This window comes from Sphingomonas sp. HMP9 (assembly GCF_013374115.1).
In the GTDB taxonomy this organism is placed as follows: domain Bacteria; phylum Pseudomonadota; class Alphaproteobacteria; order Sphingomonadales; family Sphingomonadaceae; genus Sphingomonas.
The window spans coordinates 3,822,823-3,841,936 of record NZ_AP022673.1 but is presented as its reverse complement, the minus strand read 5'-3'; the positions used below and the strand labels follow the sequence as shown (position 1 = coordinate 3,841,936).

The following is a 19,114-nucleotide window of genomic DNA, read 5'->3' as shown; positions in this document are numbered from 1 at the left end:
TGCTCAGCCGTCGGCGGAGTCGGGCGTCGTCACTTCGGCAACGGCGACCGGAGCCGCCTCGTCGGCGAACCCGGCCTTGGCGAACCGCTCTGGCAACGGCGCTTCGGCCAGCACGTCGGGCTTGCCCGCGCGCGGGACGATCAGCCGTTGGGCGTGGAGCATCATGCCGAGGCCATCGGCCTTGCCGTAGACGCCGTCACCGACCACCGGTGCGCCGAGGCCGCTTCCCGCATGGACGCGGATCTGATGCGTGCGCCCCGTCTCGGGGAGGAACTCGACCAACGAGCGCCCGTCCTTGATCTCGAGCACGCGCCACTTGGTGCGCGATTTCTTGCCGTTGGGATCCTCGACCATCCGCCAGCCGGTTTCGGCCGTACTGACCTTGCCGAGCGCCATTTCGATCAAGCCGGACGTGCCTTCGACCACGCCGTCGAGCAGCGCGACGTAGCGCTTCGACACGAGGCCTTGCTCGAACGCCTGCTGCAAGCGGGCATGCGCCTTCGGATTGCGTGACAGGAGCAGACAGCCGCTCGTGTCGCGATCCAGCCGGTGCACCGCCTTGGGCCAGCGCTGAAAACCGAACTTCAGGCTATCGAGATGATTTTCGAGGCTCAACGAGCCATCGCGGGGCGGATCGACCGGCAGCCCTGCGGGCTTGTCGATCACCAGGGCCTCGCCGTCGAGGAAGAGTACGCGTTCACCATGCATGGTGCCGCCCTTGCCATCATTAGCGCCTGCGTGCCAGAGCTTGCGTCGATGTTGCACCGCACGCTGGCCCTCGCGCTCCTCTTCGCCCCGACCATCGCGGACGCGCAACTCTGCGAGGGGCAGAGCGCGGCGATCGCCCCCGACGGCCGTGCCTTTGGGCATTTGCCGTACGGCGATGCGCCCGAAACCGAACTCGTCACGCTGCCGTCCGAATATTCGGTGGGCAATCCGTGCGTTGTACGCGCCGACATCCTGCCCGACCTGTTGCGGCTGTTCGCGGCGGCGCAGGGCGATCCGTCGGTGATGGGCCAGCTGCGTGCGTTGTCGTGCCAGCGGTCGATCGCCCGCCAGCGCAGCGTATTCTGCCGCGGCGAGACGAGCAGCCCGGCCGATCGCGCGATCTCGGTCGCGCCGCCGGGGTATAGCGAGCATTCGACAGGCTATGCGCTGGATTTCGCGGTCCGGCCGGCGAACGGGTGTCCCGATGCGGAGGCCTGCATGGCCGCGACGCCTGCCGCGCGCTGGCTGCGGTCGAACGCGCCGCGGTTCGGGTTCGAGCAGAGCTTTCCCGGCGGCAACAAGCAGCATGTGAAGTGGGAGCCGTGGCATTGGCGCTGGGTCGGCGTGAGCGAGAGTGCGCCTGGGGCGGCGAAGGCGCGGTTCGTGTTTGGACGGGCGCGGCGCCTGTATCCGGCTGATCCTGGGGTGTTACCATTGGTGGTGAAGGTTACCGTGCAGCCGCCGGTACCGGCGGCGCCGGTGGCCCCTGTGCCCGCGAAGAAGAAGCGCCGCTGATGCTTGATCCTCCCCCGCCAGGGGGAGGTGGCGCCGAAGGTGACGGAGGGGGAGGACACGAAACGGCGCCCAGCCCTTTCCTCCCTCTCCGTCTGGCAAGAGCCAGCCACCTCCCCCTGGCGGGGGAGGATTTATAAGCACCTTAGTGCAGAACCAGACCGCCCGGTCGCATTACGCCGTCGCGCAATGCGTGATCGTACAGCAGTTCGGTCTCCAGCTTCACCTGGTGCGACAACCGATCGAGCATCGACTCCGCCTGTACCCAGAACGCAGCCCAGTCCTTCGGCGAGATCGTCGGCAGCCAGCGACCGATGAACGCCGTCCAGTCCGAACGCAGGATGTCGAGATCCTCCTCCATCATCGCGATCGTGTCAGCCGAGCGATGCGCCTCCATCGCAACGACAGTGCGATCGATGACCTCGTCCTCGACGCCGAGATGATCGGCAACCGTCACCGCAAGTTCGATCAGCTTGCGCGATGCGATCGCACTTTGCGTCTTGGGTTGTCGCGACAGGGTCACGAGGTCGGCGCACTGTCCGGCGATCTTTTCGTGATCGTCGATCAGCCGAGTCCAGTTCGCACGGTCCTGGTCGGATACTGTCCGTGCTGAGATCCTATCGTTCATGACGCCGCTACTCCCCTGCGAATGTCACCGGTACCGTTACAACTACGCGTTACGCCTACTCATGGATGCAGATAGCGGTGCCCAAGGACCGATCGCTATAGTATTTCGGGCAGTTCGACCGTGTCGAAACGGCCATGTAACACCTGCCCTTTGACATGACGCTGGGCCGCGCCTATATCCGTCGCTCACCACAGCATCCGGGAAATGACATGCCGTCGCGCAGCGTGTCGATCGTATTGGATACCGAGGTTTCATACGCTGAGAGCCGCCGCACCTGATGCGCGCGGCCTTTTTGCGTGAACGTGCGTCCCGCTTGGGGGTTCCCAAGCACGAAATTACGACTGATCCGTCAGTTTTTATAGGGCGAAACAAAACCTATGGCATCCAAGGCGATCGAACACGGCACTGCAAAGCGCCGTATCCGCAAGGTTTTCGGCAACATCCACGAAGTCGTGCAGATGCCGAACCTGATCGAGGTCCAGCGCGAGAGCTACGAGCAGTTCTTGCGCTCCGACAAGTCGATCGGCCACGTCTCGGGTCTCGAGAAGACGCTGCGCAGCGTGTTCCCGATCCAGGATTTTGCCGGCACCGCCTATCTCGATTTCGACGATTACGTCCTTGAGCCGCCGAAGTTCGACGTTGAGGAATGCCGCCAGCGCGGCATCACCTACGCCGCGCCGATGCGCGTCACGCTGCGCCTGACCGCGTTCGAGGTCGATCCCGATACCGAGGCCAAGTCGGTCATCGATATCAAGGAGCAGGACGTCTACATGGGCGACATGCCGCTCATGACCGAGAACGGTACGTTCTTCATCAACGGCACCGAGCGCGTCATCGTTTCGCAGATGCACCGTTCGCCGGGCGTCCTGTTCGATCACGATCGCGGCAAGACGCACGCATCGGGCAAGTATCTGTTCGCCGCGCGTGTCATTCCGTATCGCGGCTCGTGGCTCGATTTCGAGTTCGACGCCAAGGACATCGTCAACGTCCGCATCGATCGCAAGCGCAAGCTGCCGGTGACGGCGCTTCTCTATGCGCTCGGCATGACGTCGGAAGAGATCCTCAACTATTTCTACAACCGCGTGACGTTCGTCCGCGGTCAGGGTGGCTGGATCGTTCCGTTCCAGGTCGAGAACTGGCGTGGCCAGAAGCCGATGTTCGACATCGTCGATGCCAAGACCGGCGAAGTCGTGTTCCCGAACGGCCAGAAGATTTCCCCACGCGCTGCGAACAAGGCGTTCAAGGACGGCCTGACCGACCTGCTGATCCCGACCGAGGAAATCTTCGGTCGCTATTCGGCATACGACCTGATCGACGAGTCGACCGGCCGCATCTACATCGAAGCCGGTGACGAAGTGTCGGCCGAGAACCTCGAACTGCTCGACCAGGCAGGCATCGAGCGTCTCGACCTGCTCGACATCGATCACGTCGCGACGGGTCCGTGGATCCGCAACACGCTCAAGGTCGACAAGGCCGAAGAGCGCGAGCAGGCTCTGTCCGACATCTACCGCGTGATGCGCCCCGGCGAGCCGCCGACGCTGGAGACGGCCGAAGCATTGTTCTCGGGTCTGTTCTTCGATCCCGATCGCTACGACCTGTCGGCCGTCGGTCGCGTGAAGCTGAACATGCGTCTCGACCTCGACGTCGAGGACACCGTCACGACGCTGCGCACCGAGGACATTCTCGAGGTCATCAAGACGCTCGTGAACCTGAAGGACGGCAAGGGCGAGATCGACGATATCGACAACCTCGGTAACCGTCGTGTCCGTTCGGTCGGCGAGCTGCTCGAGAACCAGTACCGCGTCGGCCTGCTCCGCATGGAGCGCGCCGTGAAGGAGCGCATGTCGTCGGTCGACGTCTCGACCGTCATGCCGAACGATCTGATCAACGCGAAGCCTGCGGTTGCCGCGGTCCGCGAATTCTTCGGCTCGTCGCAGCTGTCGCAGTTCATGGATCAGACCAACCCGCTGTCGGAAGTCACCCACAAGCGTCGCGTGTCGGCACTTGGACCAGGTGGTCTGACGCGTGAGCGCGCTGGCTTCGAAGTCCGCGACGTTCACCCGACCCACTATGGCCGCATCTGCCCGATCGAAACGCCGGAAGGCCCGAACATCGGTCTGATCAACTCGCTGGCCAGCTTCTCGCGCGTCAACAAGTACGGCTTCATCGAGACTCCGTACCGCAAGGTCGTCGACCACAAGGTGACCGACGACGTCGTGTACCTGTCGGCGATGGAAGAGGCCAAGCACACGATCGCGCAGGCCAACGCCGAGCTCGATTCGTCGAACGGCTTCGTCGAGGAACTGGTCTCGTCGCGTCAGGCTGGCGAATTCCTGATGGCGCTGCCCGACAACATCACGTTGATGGACGTCAGCCCCAAGCAGCTCGTCTCGGTCGCCGCATCGCTCATTCCGTTCCTGGAAAACGATGACGCCAACCGCGCGCTGATGGGCTCGAACATGCAGCGTCAGGCCGTGCCGCTCGTCCAGGCCGAGGCGCCGTTCGTCGGCACCGGCATGGAAGAGACGGTCGCGCGTGACTCCGGTGCAGCTATCTCGGCCAAGCGTGCGGGCATCGTCGACCAGGTCGACGCGGCGCGTATCGTCATCCGAGCGACCGGCGAGATCGATGCTGGCAAGTCGGGCGTCGACATCTACACGCTGATGAAGTTCCAGCGTTCGAACCAGTCGACCTGCATCAACCAGCGCCCGCTGGTGAAGGTGGGCGACGCGGTCCGTGCAGGCGACGTGCTCGCCGACGGTCCGTCGACCGAGTTCGGCGAGCTGGCGCTGGGTCGCAACAGCCTCGTCGCGTTCATGCCGTGGAACGGCTACAACTACGAGGATTCGATCCTGATATCCGAGCGGATCGTGAAGGACGACGTGTTTACGTCGATCCATATCGACGAGTTCGAAGTGATGGCGCGCGACACCAAGCTCGGGCCGGAGGACATCACGCGCGATATCCCGAACGTCGGCGAGGAAGCGCTTCGCAACCTCGACGAAGCGGGCATCGTGTACATCGGCGCAGAGGTCGAGCCGGGCGATATTCTCGCGGGCAAGATCACGCCGAAGGGTGAATCGCCGATGACGCCGGAGGAGAAGCTTCTCCGCGCCATCTTCGGCGAGAAGGCCAGCGACGTGCGCGATACGTCGCTTCGCCTGCCGCCGGGCGTGTCGGGTACGGTCGTCGACGTTCGCGTCTTCAACCGTCACGGCATCGACAAGGACGAGCGCGCGATGGCGATCGAGCGCGAGGAGATCGAGCGCTTGAAGAAGGATTCGGACGACGAGCGTTCGATCCTGAACCGTGCGACGTGGTCGCGTCTTCGCGAGATGCTGCTCGATCAGACCGCCACCTCGGCGCCGAAGGGCGTCAAGAAGGGCTTCGTGATCGACATGGATCTGCTCGACAGCGTCGACCGCCACGAATGGTGGAAGTTCGCGGTCGCCGACGACAAGGTCCAGGGCGATCTCGAAGCGGTCAAGATCCAGTATGACGATGCCGCCAAGCTGATCACCGACAAGTTCCACGATCGTCGCGAGAAGCTGGAGCGTGGTGACGAGCTGTCGCCGGGCGTGCTGAAGATGGTCAAGGTGTTCGTCGCGGTGAAGCGCAAGCTACAGCCGGGCGACAAGATGGCCGGCCGTCACGGTAACAAGGGCGTCATCAGCCGCATCCTGCCGGCGGAGGACATGCCGTTCCTCGCCGACGGTACGCCGGTCGATATCGTGCTCAACCCGCTGGGCGTGCCGTCGCGCATGAACGTCGGGCAGATCTTCGAGACGCATCTGGGCTGGGCCGCACGTGGTCTGGGTCAGTCGATCACCGCGGCGCTCGAGACGTGGCGCGAGGAGAACCCGGACGCCAAGCCCGGCGCGATGCCGGAGGCGGTCCGCGATCGTCTCAAGACGGTGTATGGCGAGCAGTATCACGCGGAAATCGACGCCCGCTCGGGTGACGAGATCGTCGAGCTGGCCAAGAACCTGAAGGGCGGCGTGCCGATGGCGACGCCGGTGTTCGACGGTGCCCGCGAAGCCGACGTTTCGGCGATGCTGGCGCTGGCGGGGCTGGACACGTCGGGTCAGTCGGATCTGTTCGATGGTCGCACCGGCGATCAGTTCGATCGCAAGGTGACGGTTGGGTACATCTACATGCTCAAGCTGCACCATCTGGTCGACGACAAGATCCACGCACGCTCGATCGGGCCGTACTCGTTGGTCACGCAGCAGCCGCTGGGTGGTAAGGCGCAGTTCGGTGGTCAGCGCTTCGGCGAGATGGAGGTCTGGGCGCTCCAGGCTTACGGCGCGGCGTATACCTTGCAGGAAATGCTGACGGTGAAGTCCGATGACGTGGTCGGTCGCACCAAGGTCTACGAGGCGATCGTCAAGGGTGACGACACGTTCGAGGCCGGCATCCCGGAGAGCTTCAACGTGCTCGTCAAGGAAATGCGCTCGCTCGGCCTGAATGTGGACCTGAAGCAGTCGGAGCCCGGCTACGACAGCGACGGCATCCAGATCGCGGCGGAGTAGGCCTCTACTTCCTCCCCTCCCGCGTTGGGTTCCCATCAAAGTAGTACTTTGACGGGGCCCTACCGGGAGGGGTCGGGGGAGGGCCTGATCCAGGCGCACCCCGAAGAGGCTACGACATCCCCTCCCCTAGCCCCTCCCGCGACGCGGAAGGGGAATGGAGAATAAAATGAACGAGATGACCCCCTTCGCCAATCCGGTCGCCAAGACCGAGACGTTCGACCAGATCCAGATCGGCATCGCATCGCCGGACAAGATCCGCAGCTGGTCGTTCGGCGAGATCAAGAAGCCCGAGACCATCAACTATCGCACGTTCAAGCCCGAGCGTGACGGCCTGTTCTGCGCGCGCATCTTCGGTCCGATCAAGGATTACGAGTGCCTGTGCGGCAAGTACAAGCGTATGAAGTACAAGGGCATCGTCTGCGAGAAGTGCGGCGTCGAGGTTACCGTCTCGAAGGTTCGCCGCGAGCGGATGGGCCATATCGAGCTGGCCGCACCGGTCGCGCACATCTGGTTCCTGAAGTCGCTGCCGTCGCGCATCGGCCTGCTGCTCGACATGCAGCTCAAGCAGCTCGAGCGCGTGCTGTACTTCGAGGCGTACATCGTCATCGAGCCGGGCCTGACCCCGCTCGAAAAGTACCAGCTGATGACCGAGGACGAGCTCCTCGACGCGCAGGACCAGTATGGCGAGGACGCGTTCTCGGCCGGTATCGGTGCCGAGGCGGTTCGCATCATGCTCGAATCGCTCGACCTCGTCGGTGAGCGTACCGCGCTGCTCGAAGAGCTCGCGGTCACCAAGTCCGAGCTGAAGCCCAAGAAGATCATCAAGCGCCTGAAGGTCGTCGAGAGCTTCATCGATTCGGGCAACCGCCCCGAGTGGATGATCCTCGAGGTCGTGCCGGTCATCCCGCCCGAGCTGCGCCCGCTGGTGCCGCTGGACGGTGGTCGTTTCGCGACGTCGGATCTGAACGATCTGTATCGCCGCGTGATCAACCGCAACAACCGCCTGAAGCGCCTGATGGAGCTCCGCGCGCCGGACATCATCGTCCGCAACGAGAAGCGCATGCTGCAGGAGGCCGTCGACGCACTGTTCGATAACGGTCGCCGCGGTCGCACGATCACGGGCGCGAACAAGCGTCCGCTGAAGTCGCTGTCCGACATGCTCAAGGGCAAGCAGGGCCGCTTCCGCCAGAATCTTCTGGGCAAGCGCGTCGACTATTCGGGTCGTTCGGTCATCGTGACCGGGCCTGAGCTCAAGCTGCACCAGTGCGGCCTGCCGAAGAAGATGGCGCTCGAGCTGTTCAAGCCGTTCATCTACGCGCGTCTCGATGCGAAGGGTCTGTCGATGACCCTGAAGCAGGCCAAGAAGTGGGTCGAGAAGGAGCGCAAGGAAGTCTGGGATATCCTGGACGAGGTGATCCGCGAGCATCCGGTCATGCTGAACCGTGCGCCGACGCTTCACCGTCTCGGCATCCAGGCGTTCGAGCCGGTGCTGATCGAGGGCAAGGCGATCCAGCTTCACCCGCTGGTCTGCTCCGCGTTCAACGCCGATTTCGATGGCGATCAGATGGCCGTGCACGTCCCGCTGAGCCTCGAGGCCCAGCTCGAAGCGCGCGTCCTGATGATGTCGACGAACAACATCCTGTCGCCCGCCAACGGCAAGCCGATCATCGTTCCGTCGCAGGACATGGTCCTCGGTCTCTATTATCTGTCGATGATGAAGGAGAACGAGCCGGGCCAGGGGATGCTGCTCGGCGACATGGCCGAAGTGCACCAGGCGCTGAACGCGCAGGCGGTCACGCTGCACACCAAGGTCATCAGCCGCGTTCCGCAGACCGACGAGAAGGGCAAGCAGTACCTCAAGCGGTATGAGACGACCCCGGGCCGCATGCTGCTGGGCGAGTGCCTGCCGCATAGCCACAAGGTGCCGTTCGACACCGTCAACCGCCTCCTCACCAAGAAGGACGTGGGCGACGTGATCGACGAGGTCTATCGTCACACCGGCCAGAAGGAGACCGTGCTGTTCGCCGATGCGATCATGTCGCTCGGCTTCCGCCACGCCTTCCGCGCCGGCATCTCGTTCGGCAAGGACGACATGATCATTCCGGACGCCAAGATTGGTCTGGTCGACGACACCAAGGCGCTCGTGAAGGACTTCGAGCAGCAGTATCAGGACGGCCTGATCACGCAGCAGGAGAAGTACAACAAGGTGATCGACGCCTGGAGCCGTTGCGGCGACCAGGTCGCGAACGCCATGATGGACGAGATCCGTGCGGTGAAGGTCGACGAGGAAACCGGCCGTGAAAAGCCGATCAACTCGATCTACATGATGGCCCATTCGGGTGCTCGTGGTTCGCAGGCGCAGATCAAGCAGCTAGCCGGCATGCGCGGCCTGATGGCCAAGCCGTCGGGCGAGATCATCGAGACGCCGATCATCTCGAACTTCAAGGAAGGCCTGACCGTCCTTGAATACTTCAACTCGACCCACGGCGCTCGTAAGGGCCTCGCGGATACGGCGTTGAAGACGGCGAACTCGGGGTATCTCACCCGTCGTCTGGTCGACGTGTCGCAGGATTGCGTCATCATCGAGCCGGATTGCGGCACCACGCGCGCGCTCGAAATGAAGGCCATTCTCCAGGGTGGTTCGACGATCGCAAGCCTCGGCGAGCGCATCCTGGGTCGTACGACCGCGGAAGACATCGTCGATCCGAAGACCGGCAAGGTCATCATCCCGTCGGGCACGCTGCTCGACGAGCCGATGATCACGACGATCGAGGGCCTCGGCACGCAGTCGTGCAAGATCCGCAGCCCGCTGGTCTGCGAATCGAAGATCGGCGTCTGCGGCAAGTGCTACGGGCGCGATCTCGCCCGCGGTACGCCGGTCAACATCGGTGAAGCTGTCGGCGTCATCGCCGCGCAGTCGATCGGTGAGCCGGGCACGCAGCTGACGATGCGTACGTTCCACATCGGTGGTGCAGCGCAGCTCAACGAGACGTCGAACCTCGAGGCGCATGCCGACGGTACGGTGCAGTTCCGCGACCTGCGTATCATCGTCGACCAGCGTGGCCGTCGCGTGGTGCTCAGCCGCTCGGGCGAAATCGCGATCGTCGACATGGACGGCCGCGAGCTCTCGGTCGACCGCATCCCCTACGGTGCGTACGTGCTGTTCGACGATGGCCACATCGTGTCGCGCGGTGACCGGATGGCCGAGTGGGATCCGTTCACCATGCCGGTGATCACGGAGAACCCGGGCACGATCAAGTATGTCGACCTGATCGAGGGCAAGACGCTCACCGAGCAGACCGACGAAGCCACGGGTATCGCCCAGCGCGTCGTGATCGAATATCGTGCGGCGACCAAGTCGAAGGAGGATCTGCGTCCGCGCATGACCCTGCTCGACGAGACGTCGGGCGAGACCGGCCGCTACATGCTGGCGATCGGTGCGACCTTGTCGGTCGAGGACGGCGCACAGGTGTTCGGCGGCGACGTCGTTGCCCGCGTCAGCCGCGAGAGCGCCAAGACGCGCGACATCACCGGTGGTCTGCCGCGCGTTGCCGAGCTGTTCGAGGCGCGCATTCCCAAGGACTCGGCGATCATCGCCAAGATCTCGGGCCGCGTCGTGTTCGGCAAGGACTATAAGGCGAAGCGCAAGATCGGCATCCAGCCCGAGGATGGCGGCGACGTCGTCGAGTATCTGGTGCCGAAGTCGAAGGTCATCGACGTGCAGGAAGGCGATTACGTCAAGCGCGGCGACAATTTGATCGGCGGCTCGCCCGATCCGCACGACATCCTCGAGACGATGGGTATCGAGCCCCTCGCCGAGTATCTCGTGTCGGAAATCCAGGAGGTCTATCGTCTCCAGGGCGTGAAGATCAACGATAAGCACATCGAGACGATCGTTCGTCAGATGCTGCAGAAGGTCGAGATCACCGACGGCGGCGACACCACGCTGCTGAAGGGCGAGCAGGTCGATCGCGAGGAAATGGACGCGACCAACGAGAAGCTGGAGAAGAAGCAGACCCGCGCACAGGGTAAGCCGATCCTGCTCGGGATCACCAAGGCGAGCTTGCAGACCCGCAGCTTCATCTCGGCGGCCTCGTTCCAGGAGACCACCCGCGTCCTCACCGAAGCGGCTGTCCAGGGTAAGCAGGACATGCTGATGGGCCTGAAGGAAAACGTCATCGTCGGCCGGCTCATCCCGGCAGGCACCGGCGCAGGTCTCAACCGCCTGCGGGTCGTGGCGAACAGCCGCGATGCTGCGATGCGCGTCCAGCAGCGCAAGATGGCGGAGGTGTCGATCGTGGCTCCGATGTCGGCTGCCGACGAGCATGCTGCCGAACTCGCGCGCAGCCCGCGTGACGCCGGCGGCGTCGGTGAGGATCCGCTCGCAGCGGTCGTCACCTCGGGCACTGGCACCGATGCGGATGCCGGCGAGTATCTGAACGAAGCCGAGTAATCGGTTTCGCCAGACGCTTCGGCGCTGACCAAGGAAAAGGCCGCCGTCCGGGATACCGGGCGGCGGCCTTCTTCGTTTGGGCGAACTGCAGAGCCTAGTCGGTATCGATGCCCCCGGCCGCCCCGGTCCGCGGCCCGTCCACGCCCAGTCCTCGACTGCAATGTTCCCGACATGAAAATTTCGTAGCCCTGAGCAGCCGTCGATCCACGCGGCAGGGAAGGACCATTCACAGCCGATGCGAAAGATCGTCCTCGCCACGATCGGCTCGCTCGGCGACCTCCATCCCTTCATCGCCATCGGCCTTGCGCTCAAGGCCCGCGGGTTCGCGGTCGTGCTGGCGGTACCGGCCGATCATGTCGGTAAGGTCGACGCCGCCGGACTGACCAGCGTAGCGATCGCCGGGGGGTTCGATACGCTCGCCGAGGCGCTGGGTTTGCCCCCCGACCAGGCGGCACGACGGATCATGGCGGATCAGACCTATCTGATGAACAGGATCCTGATGCCGTGGCTGGCCGACAGTATGACGGCCCTGGATGACGCCATGGACGGCGCGGTCGCGCTTGTGGCCTCGTTGTTCGTGTTCGCCGCGCCGATCGTCGCGGAAGCGCGCGGGGTTCCGCTGATCAACGTCCTGCTTCAACCCATGGCGATTTTTTCCGCCTATGCGCCCCCGAGAACGCCGGACTTTCGGATGATGGTCCCCGCGCCGACCGGGCCGATGGGGCGTGCGTGGAACCGGTCCGTATACCGGGTCATGCGCGGTGTCCTGCGTCACCGTCATGGACGGCACGTCAATGTGGTTCGCGCAGCGCGTGGCCTGCCGCCCTCGCGCCAGGCCTTGTTGCTGGAAACGCCCGCGGTGACCGACCTGACGCTGTGCTGCTATTCGCCAGCCATCGCGCCACGCCCGCTTCATCTTGCGGACACTGCCCGTGTCACCGGCTTTGCGATATTCGATAGCGATACGGGGACACCCGAAACGCTCGATCCTGCGCTTGAGGCATTCCTCGACGCGGGTGCGCCGCCCTTGGTCTTCACGCTGGGGTCCTTCGCCACGTTTGCGCCGGGCGACTTCTACGCCACCGCGGCGGCGACCGCGCGCGCGCTCGGCCTGCGCGCGGTCCTGCTCACCGGCAGCGACGATCGCACCGCAGCGAGCGAGGATATTTACGTCTGCCGCTATGCGCCGCATTCGCTGCTGTTCCCGCGGGCGGCCGCGATTGTCCACCATGGCGGCGCGGGATCCACCGGTCAGGCGCTGCGCGCTGGCAAACCCCAGCTCGTGGTGCCGCACATGGGCGATCAGCACGATAACGCCCACCGCATCCACCAGATCGGCGTGGGTAGCACGCTATCGGTGAAGCGATTCACCACCGCGCGCGCCGGGCCTGCGATCACCGCAATTCTCACGGAGCGTGTAAAAGCGAAGGCCGCGGAAATCGGAGCGCAGGTCGCGCTGGAGAATGGTGCGGACGCCGCCGCGGACGAGATCGCCGCGCTGCTGATTGCGCGTGGCTGAACCGACAGGCATTCTGCAGTGGATATTGCGAAAAAGATCGGCGACGCGGGGCGTTGCCGTCGCGCGTCCGCGGGTCTAGGCGGACTGCCGATGCGGTCGGCGTACCATCCTTCGTCGATCGAGACGCGTGGCGCGACGCGACGGCGCAGTGGCGCGTTCGTGCTGACGGTCATTGCGCATGTCCTGATCCTGCTGCTGCTGTTGCGCCTGGCGCCGTCCGCCGTCGTAAAGCCGGAAGAGCGCCGCGATCCCGTGACGTTCCAGATCGCACCGGACCAGACCACGCCGACGCCGCAGAAGCGCACGCCGTCGGCGACCCGGGAGAAGCGCGCGAGCGGTGGTTCGCCGCAGCGCGCCGCGCCGCGTGTCGCGTCGGCACAGGCGCCCCCTGCCCCGCCGAAATCGCCGCCGCCGTTGCCGATCAAAATGCTCGGCGGCATGGAAATGTTCGATGCGGCAGATATCTCGAAGATGCCCTCGCATCCTGATGACCAGCTTGCTGGCGGTGACGGCGGAAGCGGATCGGGCAAGGGGAAGGACAGCGGTTCAGCATATGGCCCTGGCGAAGGCCCGGGTGGCGAGCGGCTGTACAAGGTCGAATGGTATCGCCGCCCGACCGATGCCGAACTCAACGGGTATCTGAAGAGTGCGCCGCCCCCGAACAGCTGGGCGAAGATCGCCTGTCGCATGATCGCGAATTACCAGGTCGAGAACTGCCGGGCGCTGAGCGAGTCCCCGGTCGGTTCGGGGCTTGCCCGCGCGATGCGTCAGGCCGCTTGGCAATTTCGCGTCCGCCCCCCGCGCGTTGGTGGGAAGCAGATTCTCGGTGGCTGGGTCGAGATCGATATCGAGTTCAATTCCGGTACTGCGCCGGACTAAGGGGCAGTCTGCAGACGTAGCGCAATACACGTCGTCATCCTGACGGAAGTCAGGACCCAGGGTTACAAAAGTCAGCGTTCGTAGCTCTGGACCCTGACTTTCGTCCGGATGACGGAGACGCGAAGCTGGTCGGCGCGATCCAACGCCTTACACTGTGCTAGTGATCGAATACTTTGCCTCGTCCGATAGCGTTCGCGCCAACGTCTCGAACCGCCCGCCCTCGATGCGGATTTCGTTGAATGCCGGCGGACTGCCGCGGGTGCGCTTCGACAGCGTCCCCGCACCGATCATGCGGATGATCCGGCCTGCGCGGTCGACCGGCACGTCGAACGGATCATGGACGTGCCCCGACAGCACTGCATGGGCGCCGGCTTCAGCCAGTGCCGTCAGCGCCTCGTCGCCGTTGCGCGTCTTGGCAGTCCCGGTCGTACCGCCCTCTATCAGCGGATGATGCGCGCCGATGAAGATCAGATTGCCTTTCGGCACGTCCGCGATCATCGTCAGCGCGCGCTTGAGCGAGCCAGGGCTCACGCGTCCCTTCGACCAGTTCCAGCGCCACTGCGCGCGCGCAGTCGTCTTCAGCGGGACGACGGTAACGCCGGGAAGCTGAAGCGGTCGCTCGATCATCTGTTCCACGGCCGCGTAGCGCTGGTAAGGCGCCAACAGCCGCCGGAACGGGTCCCAGTAATAAGGGATGTCGTGATTGCCGACTTCCAGCGTTACCGGCACGCCGAGCGAACGCAGCCAATCGCCGCCCTGCTGGAACTCGTCCTTGGTCGCGCGCATCGTCAGGTCGCCGGTCATGATGACCGCGTCGGGCTTTTCTTCCGCAACGCGTTCGGAGAACCAGGCGATCGCCGCCGGGTCCTCCGCACCGAAATGGACGTCGCTGACGTGGAACAGCTTCAGTGTATCGCCCCCCATGGTCATGTCAGGCGAGTTCGGACAGCTTGGCCGGCTCGTGCATCGGGCAACCGTTGAACGTGCCGCGGAAATCCGCCGACTGCTTGTACGTGTCCTTACGCGTGCGGTTCACGCCGCCGAGCGGCTGATGCGCAGTGATGCCGTGCCAGATGCTGTACGACAGTGCGTCGTCGGTATGATCAGTGACGCCCTGTTCCCATGAGAGCTGCGGCGGCACGTCGAGCGTGGCGACCGTGACGAACGGGCTCTTTGTCTCGTCCCAGGCCACGGACGAGTCCTCGATCGGCATTGCGTCGAGATCGGTATTGAGCTGCACGCGGAACTCCCATTTGCCGCCATGTTCGACCAGTTCCTCGCGGACGACTTCGCGCAGCGCGTCAGGGCGCGCGGTGATGTCGACCAGATCCCCGGTCAGCCGCGTCAATTCGGGCGATACCGGAAACAACGCAACCTTCGCGATATACTCGCCAAAGCGGAACGGCGTCTGCGAATAATAGGTCTCGCCGAGCGGGTGGACGGGCTTGGCGCCGCCAAGCGTGGTCAACGTCGCCGATTGCCCGCCGACCGCTTCCAGCGCCGACTCGACGACGCGGAACGTAGCGGACATGGCCTTCTTGACGCCTTCGAACCGATCGGTCGTCTTCGCCAGGAGTTTCAGGTTCTTGGCGAACGCCTTGGGATCCGCCGCCGAAAACGCGGGACCGTTGACCATGATGAAGTCCTGCGTCGTGTCGCCTTCCGACCCCGGCAGGCGCGCGCCATCGACATCGAGGATCTTCAACGCCAGCCCACGCGGAAGGCTGATGCTGTCGTCGAGGATATCGCCGGCATTGGTCGAGATGCGGATGATCGCTTCATGCGTGCCGGGCGTCGCGAAGATGCCCTGTGCGAGTTCGGGCGGAAGCATGTCGGCGATCGTGAACGTGCCGCGCGCGATGCCGTGTGCCTTGGCGTGAACCGAGCGAACCGCGTGACCGTAATCCTGCGAAGTCGTCTCGAGGATCTCCTGGAATGAGTCCTTCATACCCTGCAAGGTCTCCTGCTCATCGGGAGCGATCGTTTCGACCGAGGGATCGAAACGGACGGGCTGGCTGCTGGGCATGGGTATCTCCTTTGGGTACGCATCGGTAACCCGTTGAACCGACGGACGTTCCGCATCCGCCGCAAACCGGGCCGCTTGCGTTGCAAACCGGGCGCCAACGCGGGATGACGGCGCGGAAGGAGCCTCCATGCACATTCCCACGATCACCACCCCGACCGTCGCCATCGCTGGCACGACCGACCGCTTTCCCGTCCGCCGGATCTTCTGCGTCGGTCAGAACTATGCCGACCATGCCCGCGAGATGGGCTCGGATCCCGATCGGCAGGAGCCGTTTTTCTTCTCGAAGCCCGCCGACGCGGTGGTGGAAAACGGCAGTGCCCTGCCCTTCCCGCCACAAACCAAAGACCTCCATCACGAGGTGGAACTAGTCGTCGCGCTCGGTACGGGCGGCAAGGACGTCGCCGTCGAAGATGCTGCGGCGATGATCTTCGGCGCAGGTGTCGGCATCGACCTGACGCGGCGCGATCTTCAGGCAGTAGCGAAGAAGGCCGGGCGGCCTTGGGACATGGCGAAGGGCTTCGACCACTCCGCCCCCGTCGGCGCGCTCACGCCCGGCATCCCCGCGGCCACGGGCGGAATCGCGCTCGCGATCGACGGCGAGACGCGTCAGTCGGGCGACATGTCGATGATGATCTGGAACGTGTCCGAAATCATCGCGACGCTGTCGACGTTCGTTGCGCTGGCGCCGGGAGATTTGATCTTCACCGGCACGCCCGCCGGTGTCGGCGCGATCCAGCGTGGACAAACCGTGCGCGCGACGATCGACGGGTTCGAAACACTGGAGGTGACATTCTCTGCGTGATCGCTCATCGTCCGGCGCATAAAATATAGTAAGCAGGGGGGTTGCATGCCGGACACCAGAGACTTGGCCGCGGAGGGCTTCCTCAGCAGGGCGCGAACCGTCGCCGCGCCCGGGTTCAACCGCTGGCTCGTGCCCCCCTGCGCGCTCGCGATCCATCTGTGCATCGGCATGGCGTACGGGTTCAGCGTGTTCTGGTTGCCGCTGTCGCGCGCCATCGGCATCACCGACCCGGTCGCCTGCCCCAACCTCTCGCTGCTCGGCGCGCTGACCACCACGACCTGCGACTGGCGGATCAGCGATCTTGTCTGGACCTACACGTTGTTCTTCGTCGTGCTGGGTGCCGCTGCGGCGATCTGGGGCGGCTGGCTCGAACGGGCGGGACCCCGGAAGGCCGGCATCGTCGCCGCATTCTGCTGGTGCGGCGGCATGGGTATCGCCGCAATCGGGATCGCGACGCATCAGCTCTGGCTGATCTGGCTCGGGTCGGGAGTGATCGGCGGGATCGGGCTGGGACTCGGGTATATCTCGCCCGTCTCGACGCTGATCAAATGGTTTCCCGATCGGCGTGGCATGGCGACCGGCATGGCGATCATGGGCTTCGGCGGTGGCGCGATGATCGGCGGACCGCTCGCCGACCTTTTGATGAAGCATTTCGCGCGCGCAGCTGGCACAGGGGCGGGCGTCGGAGTCTGGCAGACGTTCCTCGTCCTCGCCTGCGTCTACTTCGTGTTCATGATGGCAGGTGCGATCGGCTACCGCGTCCCCGCCGAGGGCTGGGCACCCGCGGGCTGGACCGCACCGACCAGCGCCAAGGCCTCGATCAGCCGCTTCAACGTCGCGCTGTCGGACGCGCACCGGACGCCGCAATTCTGGCTCGTGTGGCTGGTGCTGTTCTTCAACGTGTCCGCGTCGATCGGCATCATCGGCATTGCCTCGCCGATGTTGCAGGAGCTGTTCGGCGGACGCCTGATCGATGCGCCCGGCGTGCTGTTCACCGCGTTCGACGACGACCAGAAGAAGGCCGCAGCGGCGGTCGGCGCAGGGTTCGTCGGCGCGATCAGCCTGTTCAACATCGGTGGGCGGTTTTTCTGGGCATGGCTGTCCGATCGCATCGGCCGCAAACCTCTATTCGCGACGATCCTCGCTGCGGGCGCCGTGCTCTACGGCTTCGCGGCACCGGCGCTGGCTGGCACGACGCTGGGGCTGTTCATCCTGGTCTTCTGCATCCTCGCCTCGATGTACGGCGGCGGGTTCGCGACCGTGCCTGCGTATCTCGCCGACCTGTTCGGGACGAAATATGTCGGCGCGATCCACGGACGGTTGCTGACCGCCTGGTCGACTGCGGGCGTGGTCGGGCCGCTGCTCGTCGCCAACATGCGCGATCGCGCGATCGCTGCAGGCGTGCCTCGCAGCGATATCTACCCGCCGATCTTCTGGGTGCTGGCGGCGATGCTAATCGCGGGGTTCGTCGCGAATCTGTTCGTCCGGCCGGTCGCGGCCAAATTCCACATGGCGGCGGATGACCGGCCGATCGCGGTGGAAACGGTCGCCAGCAATACGGTCGCTACGGCGGTCGGCACCTCGCCGATCATCGTCTTCGCATGGCTGGCGGTCGGGTTGCCGATCCTCTGGGGTATCTACATGACGCTGTCGAAGGCGTTGATCCTGTTCAAATAAGACGCAACCTATCCGTGCCGACATGGGTTGCCCCTGCTCAATCTTCACAGGAGCAACCCATGGCCGACCGGCTCACCATGCAGGATCCGCGCACACAATATCCGCAGCCCCCCTTCCCGCAACAGCCGCAGGAAGCACCGGGCATCGCGTCGAAGATGGATCCGAAGCCCGATCACGGCGAGACCAGCTACACGGGCTCGGGCAAGCTGGCAGGGCGGAAGGCGCTCATCACCGGCGGCGACAGCGGCATCGGCCGCGCTGCCGCGATCGCCTATGCCCGCGAAGGCGCCGACGTTGCGATCGTCTATCTGCCCGCCGAGGAGGTGGACGCCAAGGAAGTCGTCGCCTTGATCGAGGCCGAGGGGCGCAAGGCGCTCGCACTTCCTGGCGACGTGAAGGACGAGGCGTTCTGTCGCGCGGCCGTCCAGCAGACGGTCGATGCGTTCGGCGCGCTCGACGTGCTGGTAGTCAACGCAGGTCGCCAGCAGACGCGGCCGACCGTCGCCGATATCTCGACCGACGATTTCGACCAGACGATGAAGACCAACGTCTATGCGCTCCACTGGTTCGTGCAGGCCGCCGTCCCGCATCTACCGGTCGGCGCGGCGGTGATCACGACCGCATCGGTGCAGGGCTATGACCCGTCGGACAATCTGCTCGACTATGCGACCACCAAGGCAGCGATCGTCGCGTACACCAAGGGGCTCGCCAAGCAGCTGATCGAAAAGGGCATCCGCGCCAACGTCGTCGCGCCGGGGCCGTTCTGGACGGTGCTGCAGCCAAGCGGTGGCCAGCCGCAGGAGATGGTCGTGACGTTCGGGTCGAAAAGCCATTTCGGCCGCCCCGGCCAGCCGGTGGAGATCGCGCCAGTGTACGTGCTGCTCGCCTCGCAGGAGGGAAGCTACATTACGGGTGAAGTCTACGGCGTCACGGGCGGCGCAGGGGTGGCCTAGCGCTTAGTCCTCCCCCGCAAGGGGGAGGTGTCGCCGAAGGTGACGGAGGGGGAGGAACGCGCAACAGCAGTTACCCTTTCTCCCCCCTCCGTCCAGCAAGTGCGAGCCACCTCCCCCTGGGCGGGGAGGATCAGTTGACGGGGCC

Annotated in this window: 12 protein-coding genes; 8 read left to right on the top strand and 4 right to left on the bottom strand. The window is 64.6% G+C overall.

What is annotated here, in order from left to right:
- Positions 1–3: 3 nt before the first annotated feature.
- Positions 4–708 (bottom strand): RluA family pseudouridine synthase, encoded by a 705-nt coding sequence (locus HMP09_RS17450; protein WP_176501384.1) that lies wholly within the window; start codon positions 706–708, stop codon positions 4–6.
- A gap of 48 nt (positions 709–756) precedes the next feature.
- On the opposite strand from HMP09_RS17450, the gene HMP09_RS17445 reads away from it, so the two are divergent.
- Positions 757–1,503 (top strand): M15 family metallopeptidase, encoded by a 747-nt coding sequence (locus tag HMP09_RS17445; protein ID WP_232090452.1) that lies wholly within the window; start codon positions 757–759, stop codon positions 1,501–1,503.
- A 142-nt stretch (positions 1,504–1,645) separates the two neighbouring features.
- Here HMP09_RS17445 and HMP09_RS17440 read toward each other — a convergent pair whose 3' ends face one another.
- Positions 1,646–2,128: a hemerythrin domain-containing protein gene (locus tag HMP09_RS17440; RefSeq protein ID WP_176501382.1), complete on the bottom strand. Its 483-nt coding sequence runs from the start codon at positions 2,126–2,128 to the stop codon at positions 1,646–1,648.
- 377 nt (positions 2,129–2,505) lie between these two features.
- On the opposite strand from HMP09_RS17440, the gene rpoB reads away from it, so the two are divergent.
- From rpoB to HMP09_RS17420, 4 genes are all read left to right on the top strand, one after another.
- Entirely contained in the window at positions 2,506–6,660 is a 4,155-nt protein-coding gene (gene rpoB / locus HMP09_RS17435; RefSeq protein ID WP_176501381.1) for a DNA-directed RNA polymerase subunit beta, read from the top strand.
- Positions 6,661–6,826: 166 nt separating this feature from the next.
- Positions 6,827–11,113: a DNA-directed RNA polymerase subunit beta' gene (gene rpoC / locus HMP09_RS17430; RefSeq protein ID WP_176501380.1), complete on the top strand. Its 4,287-nt coding sequence runs from the start codon at positions 6,827–6,829 to the stop codon at positions 11,111–11,113.
- 235 nt (positions 11,114–11,348) lie between these two features.
- Positions 11,349–12,632 carry a glycosyltransferase gene (locus tag HMP09_RS17425; RefSeq protein WP_176501379.1) on the top strand — a complete coding sequence of 428 codons (1,284 nt, stop codon included), beginning with the start codon at positions 11,349–11,351 and terminating at the stop codon, positions 12,630–12,632.
- Positions 12,633–12,722: 90 nt separating this feature from the next.
- On the top strand, positions 12,723–13,511 hold the full coding sequence (locus tag HMP09_RS17420; protein ID WP_176501378.1) for a hypothetical protein: 789 nt from the start codon (positions 12,723–12,725) through the stop codon (positions 13,509–13,511).
- A gap of 147 nt (positions 13,512–13,658) precedes the next feature.
- Here HMP09_RS17420 and HMP09_RS17415 read toward each other — a convergent pair whose 3' ends face one another.
- Together HMP09_RS17415 and HMP09_RS17410 are read right to left on the bottom strand one after the other, a co-directional pair.
- On the bottom strand, positions 13,659–14,441 hold the full coding sequence (locus HMP09_RS17415) for a metallophosphoesterase family protein (protein WP_232090451.1): 783 nt from the start codon (positions 14,439–14,441) through the stop codon (positions 13,659–13,661).
- A gap of 1 nt (position 14,442) precedes the next feature.
- Complete coding sequence (locus HMP09_RS17410; RefSeq protein ID WP_176501377.1) at positions 14,443–15,537, bottom strand: catalase family protein; 1,095 nt, start codon at positions 15,535–15,537, stop codon at positions 14,443–14,445.
- A 127-nt stretch (positions 15,538–15,664) separates the two neighbouring features.
- Between HMP09_RS17410 and HMP09_RS17405 the strand changes: the two genes are divergently transcribed.
- Genes HMP09_RS17405 through HMP09_RS17395 form a run of 3 tightly spaced genes read left to right on the top strand, consistent with a single transcriptional unit; the run spans position 15,665 to position 18,969 of the window.
- The gene (locus tag HMP09_RS17405) at positions 15,665–16,339 is read left to right on the top strand and encodes a fumarylacetoacetate hydrolase family protein (protein ID WP_176501376.1); all 675 of its coding nucleotides are present in this window, start codon (positions 15,665–15,667) and stop codon (positions 16,337–16,339) included.
- A gap of 45 nt (positions 16,340–16,384) precedes the next feature.
- A complete protein-coding gene (locus HMP09_RS17400; protein ID WP_176501375.1) occupies positions 16,385–18,016 on the top strand; it encodes an OFA family MFS transporter in 1,632 nt (543 codons plus the stop codon).
- Positions 18,017–18,075: 59 nt separating this feature from the next.
- On the top strand, positions 18,076–18,969 hold the full coding sequence (locus HMP09_RS17395) for an SDR family oxidoreductase (protein WP_176501374.1): 894 nt from the start codon (positions 18,076–18,078) through the stop codon (positions 18,967–18,969).
- The last annotated feature ends 145 nt before the right edge of the window (positions 18,970–19,114 follow it).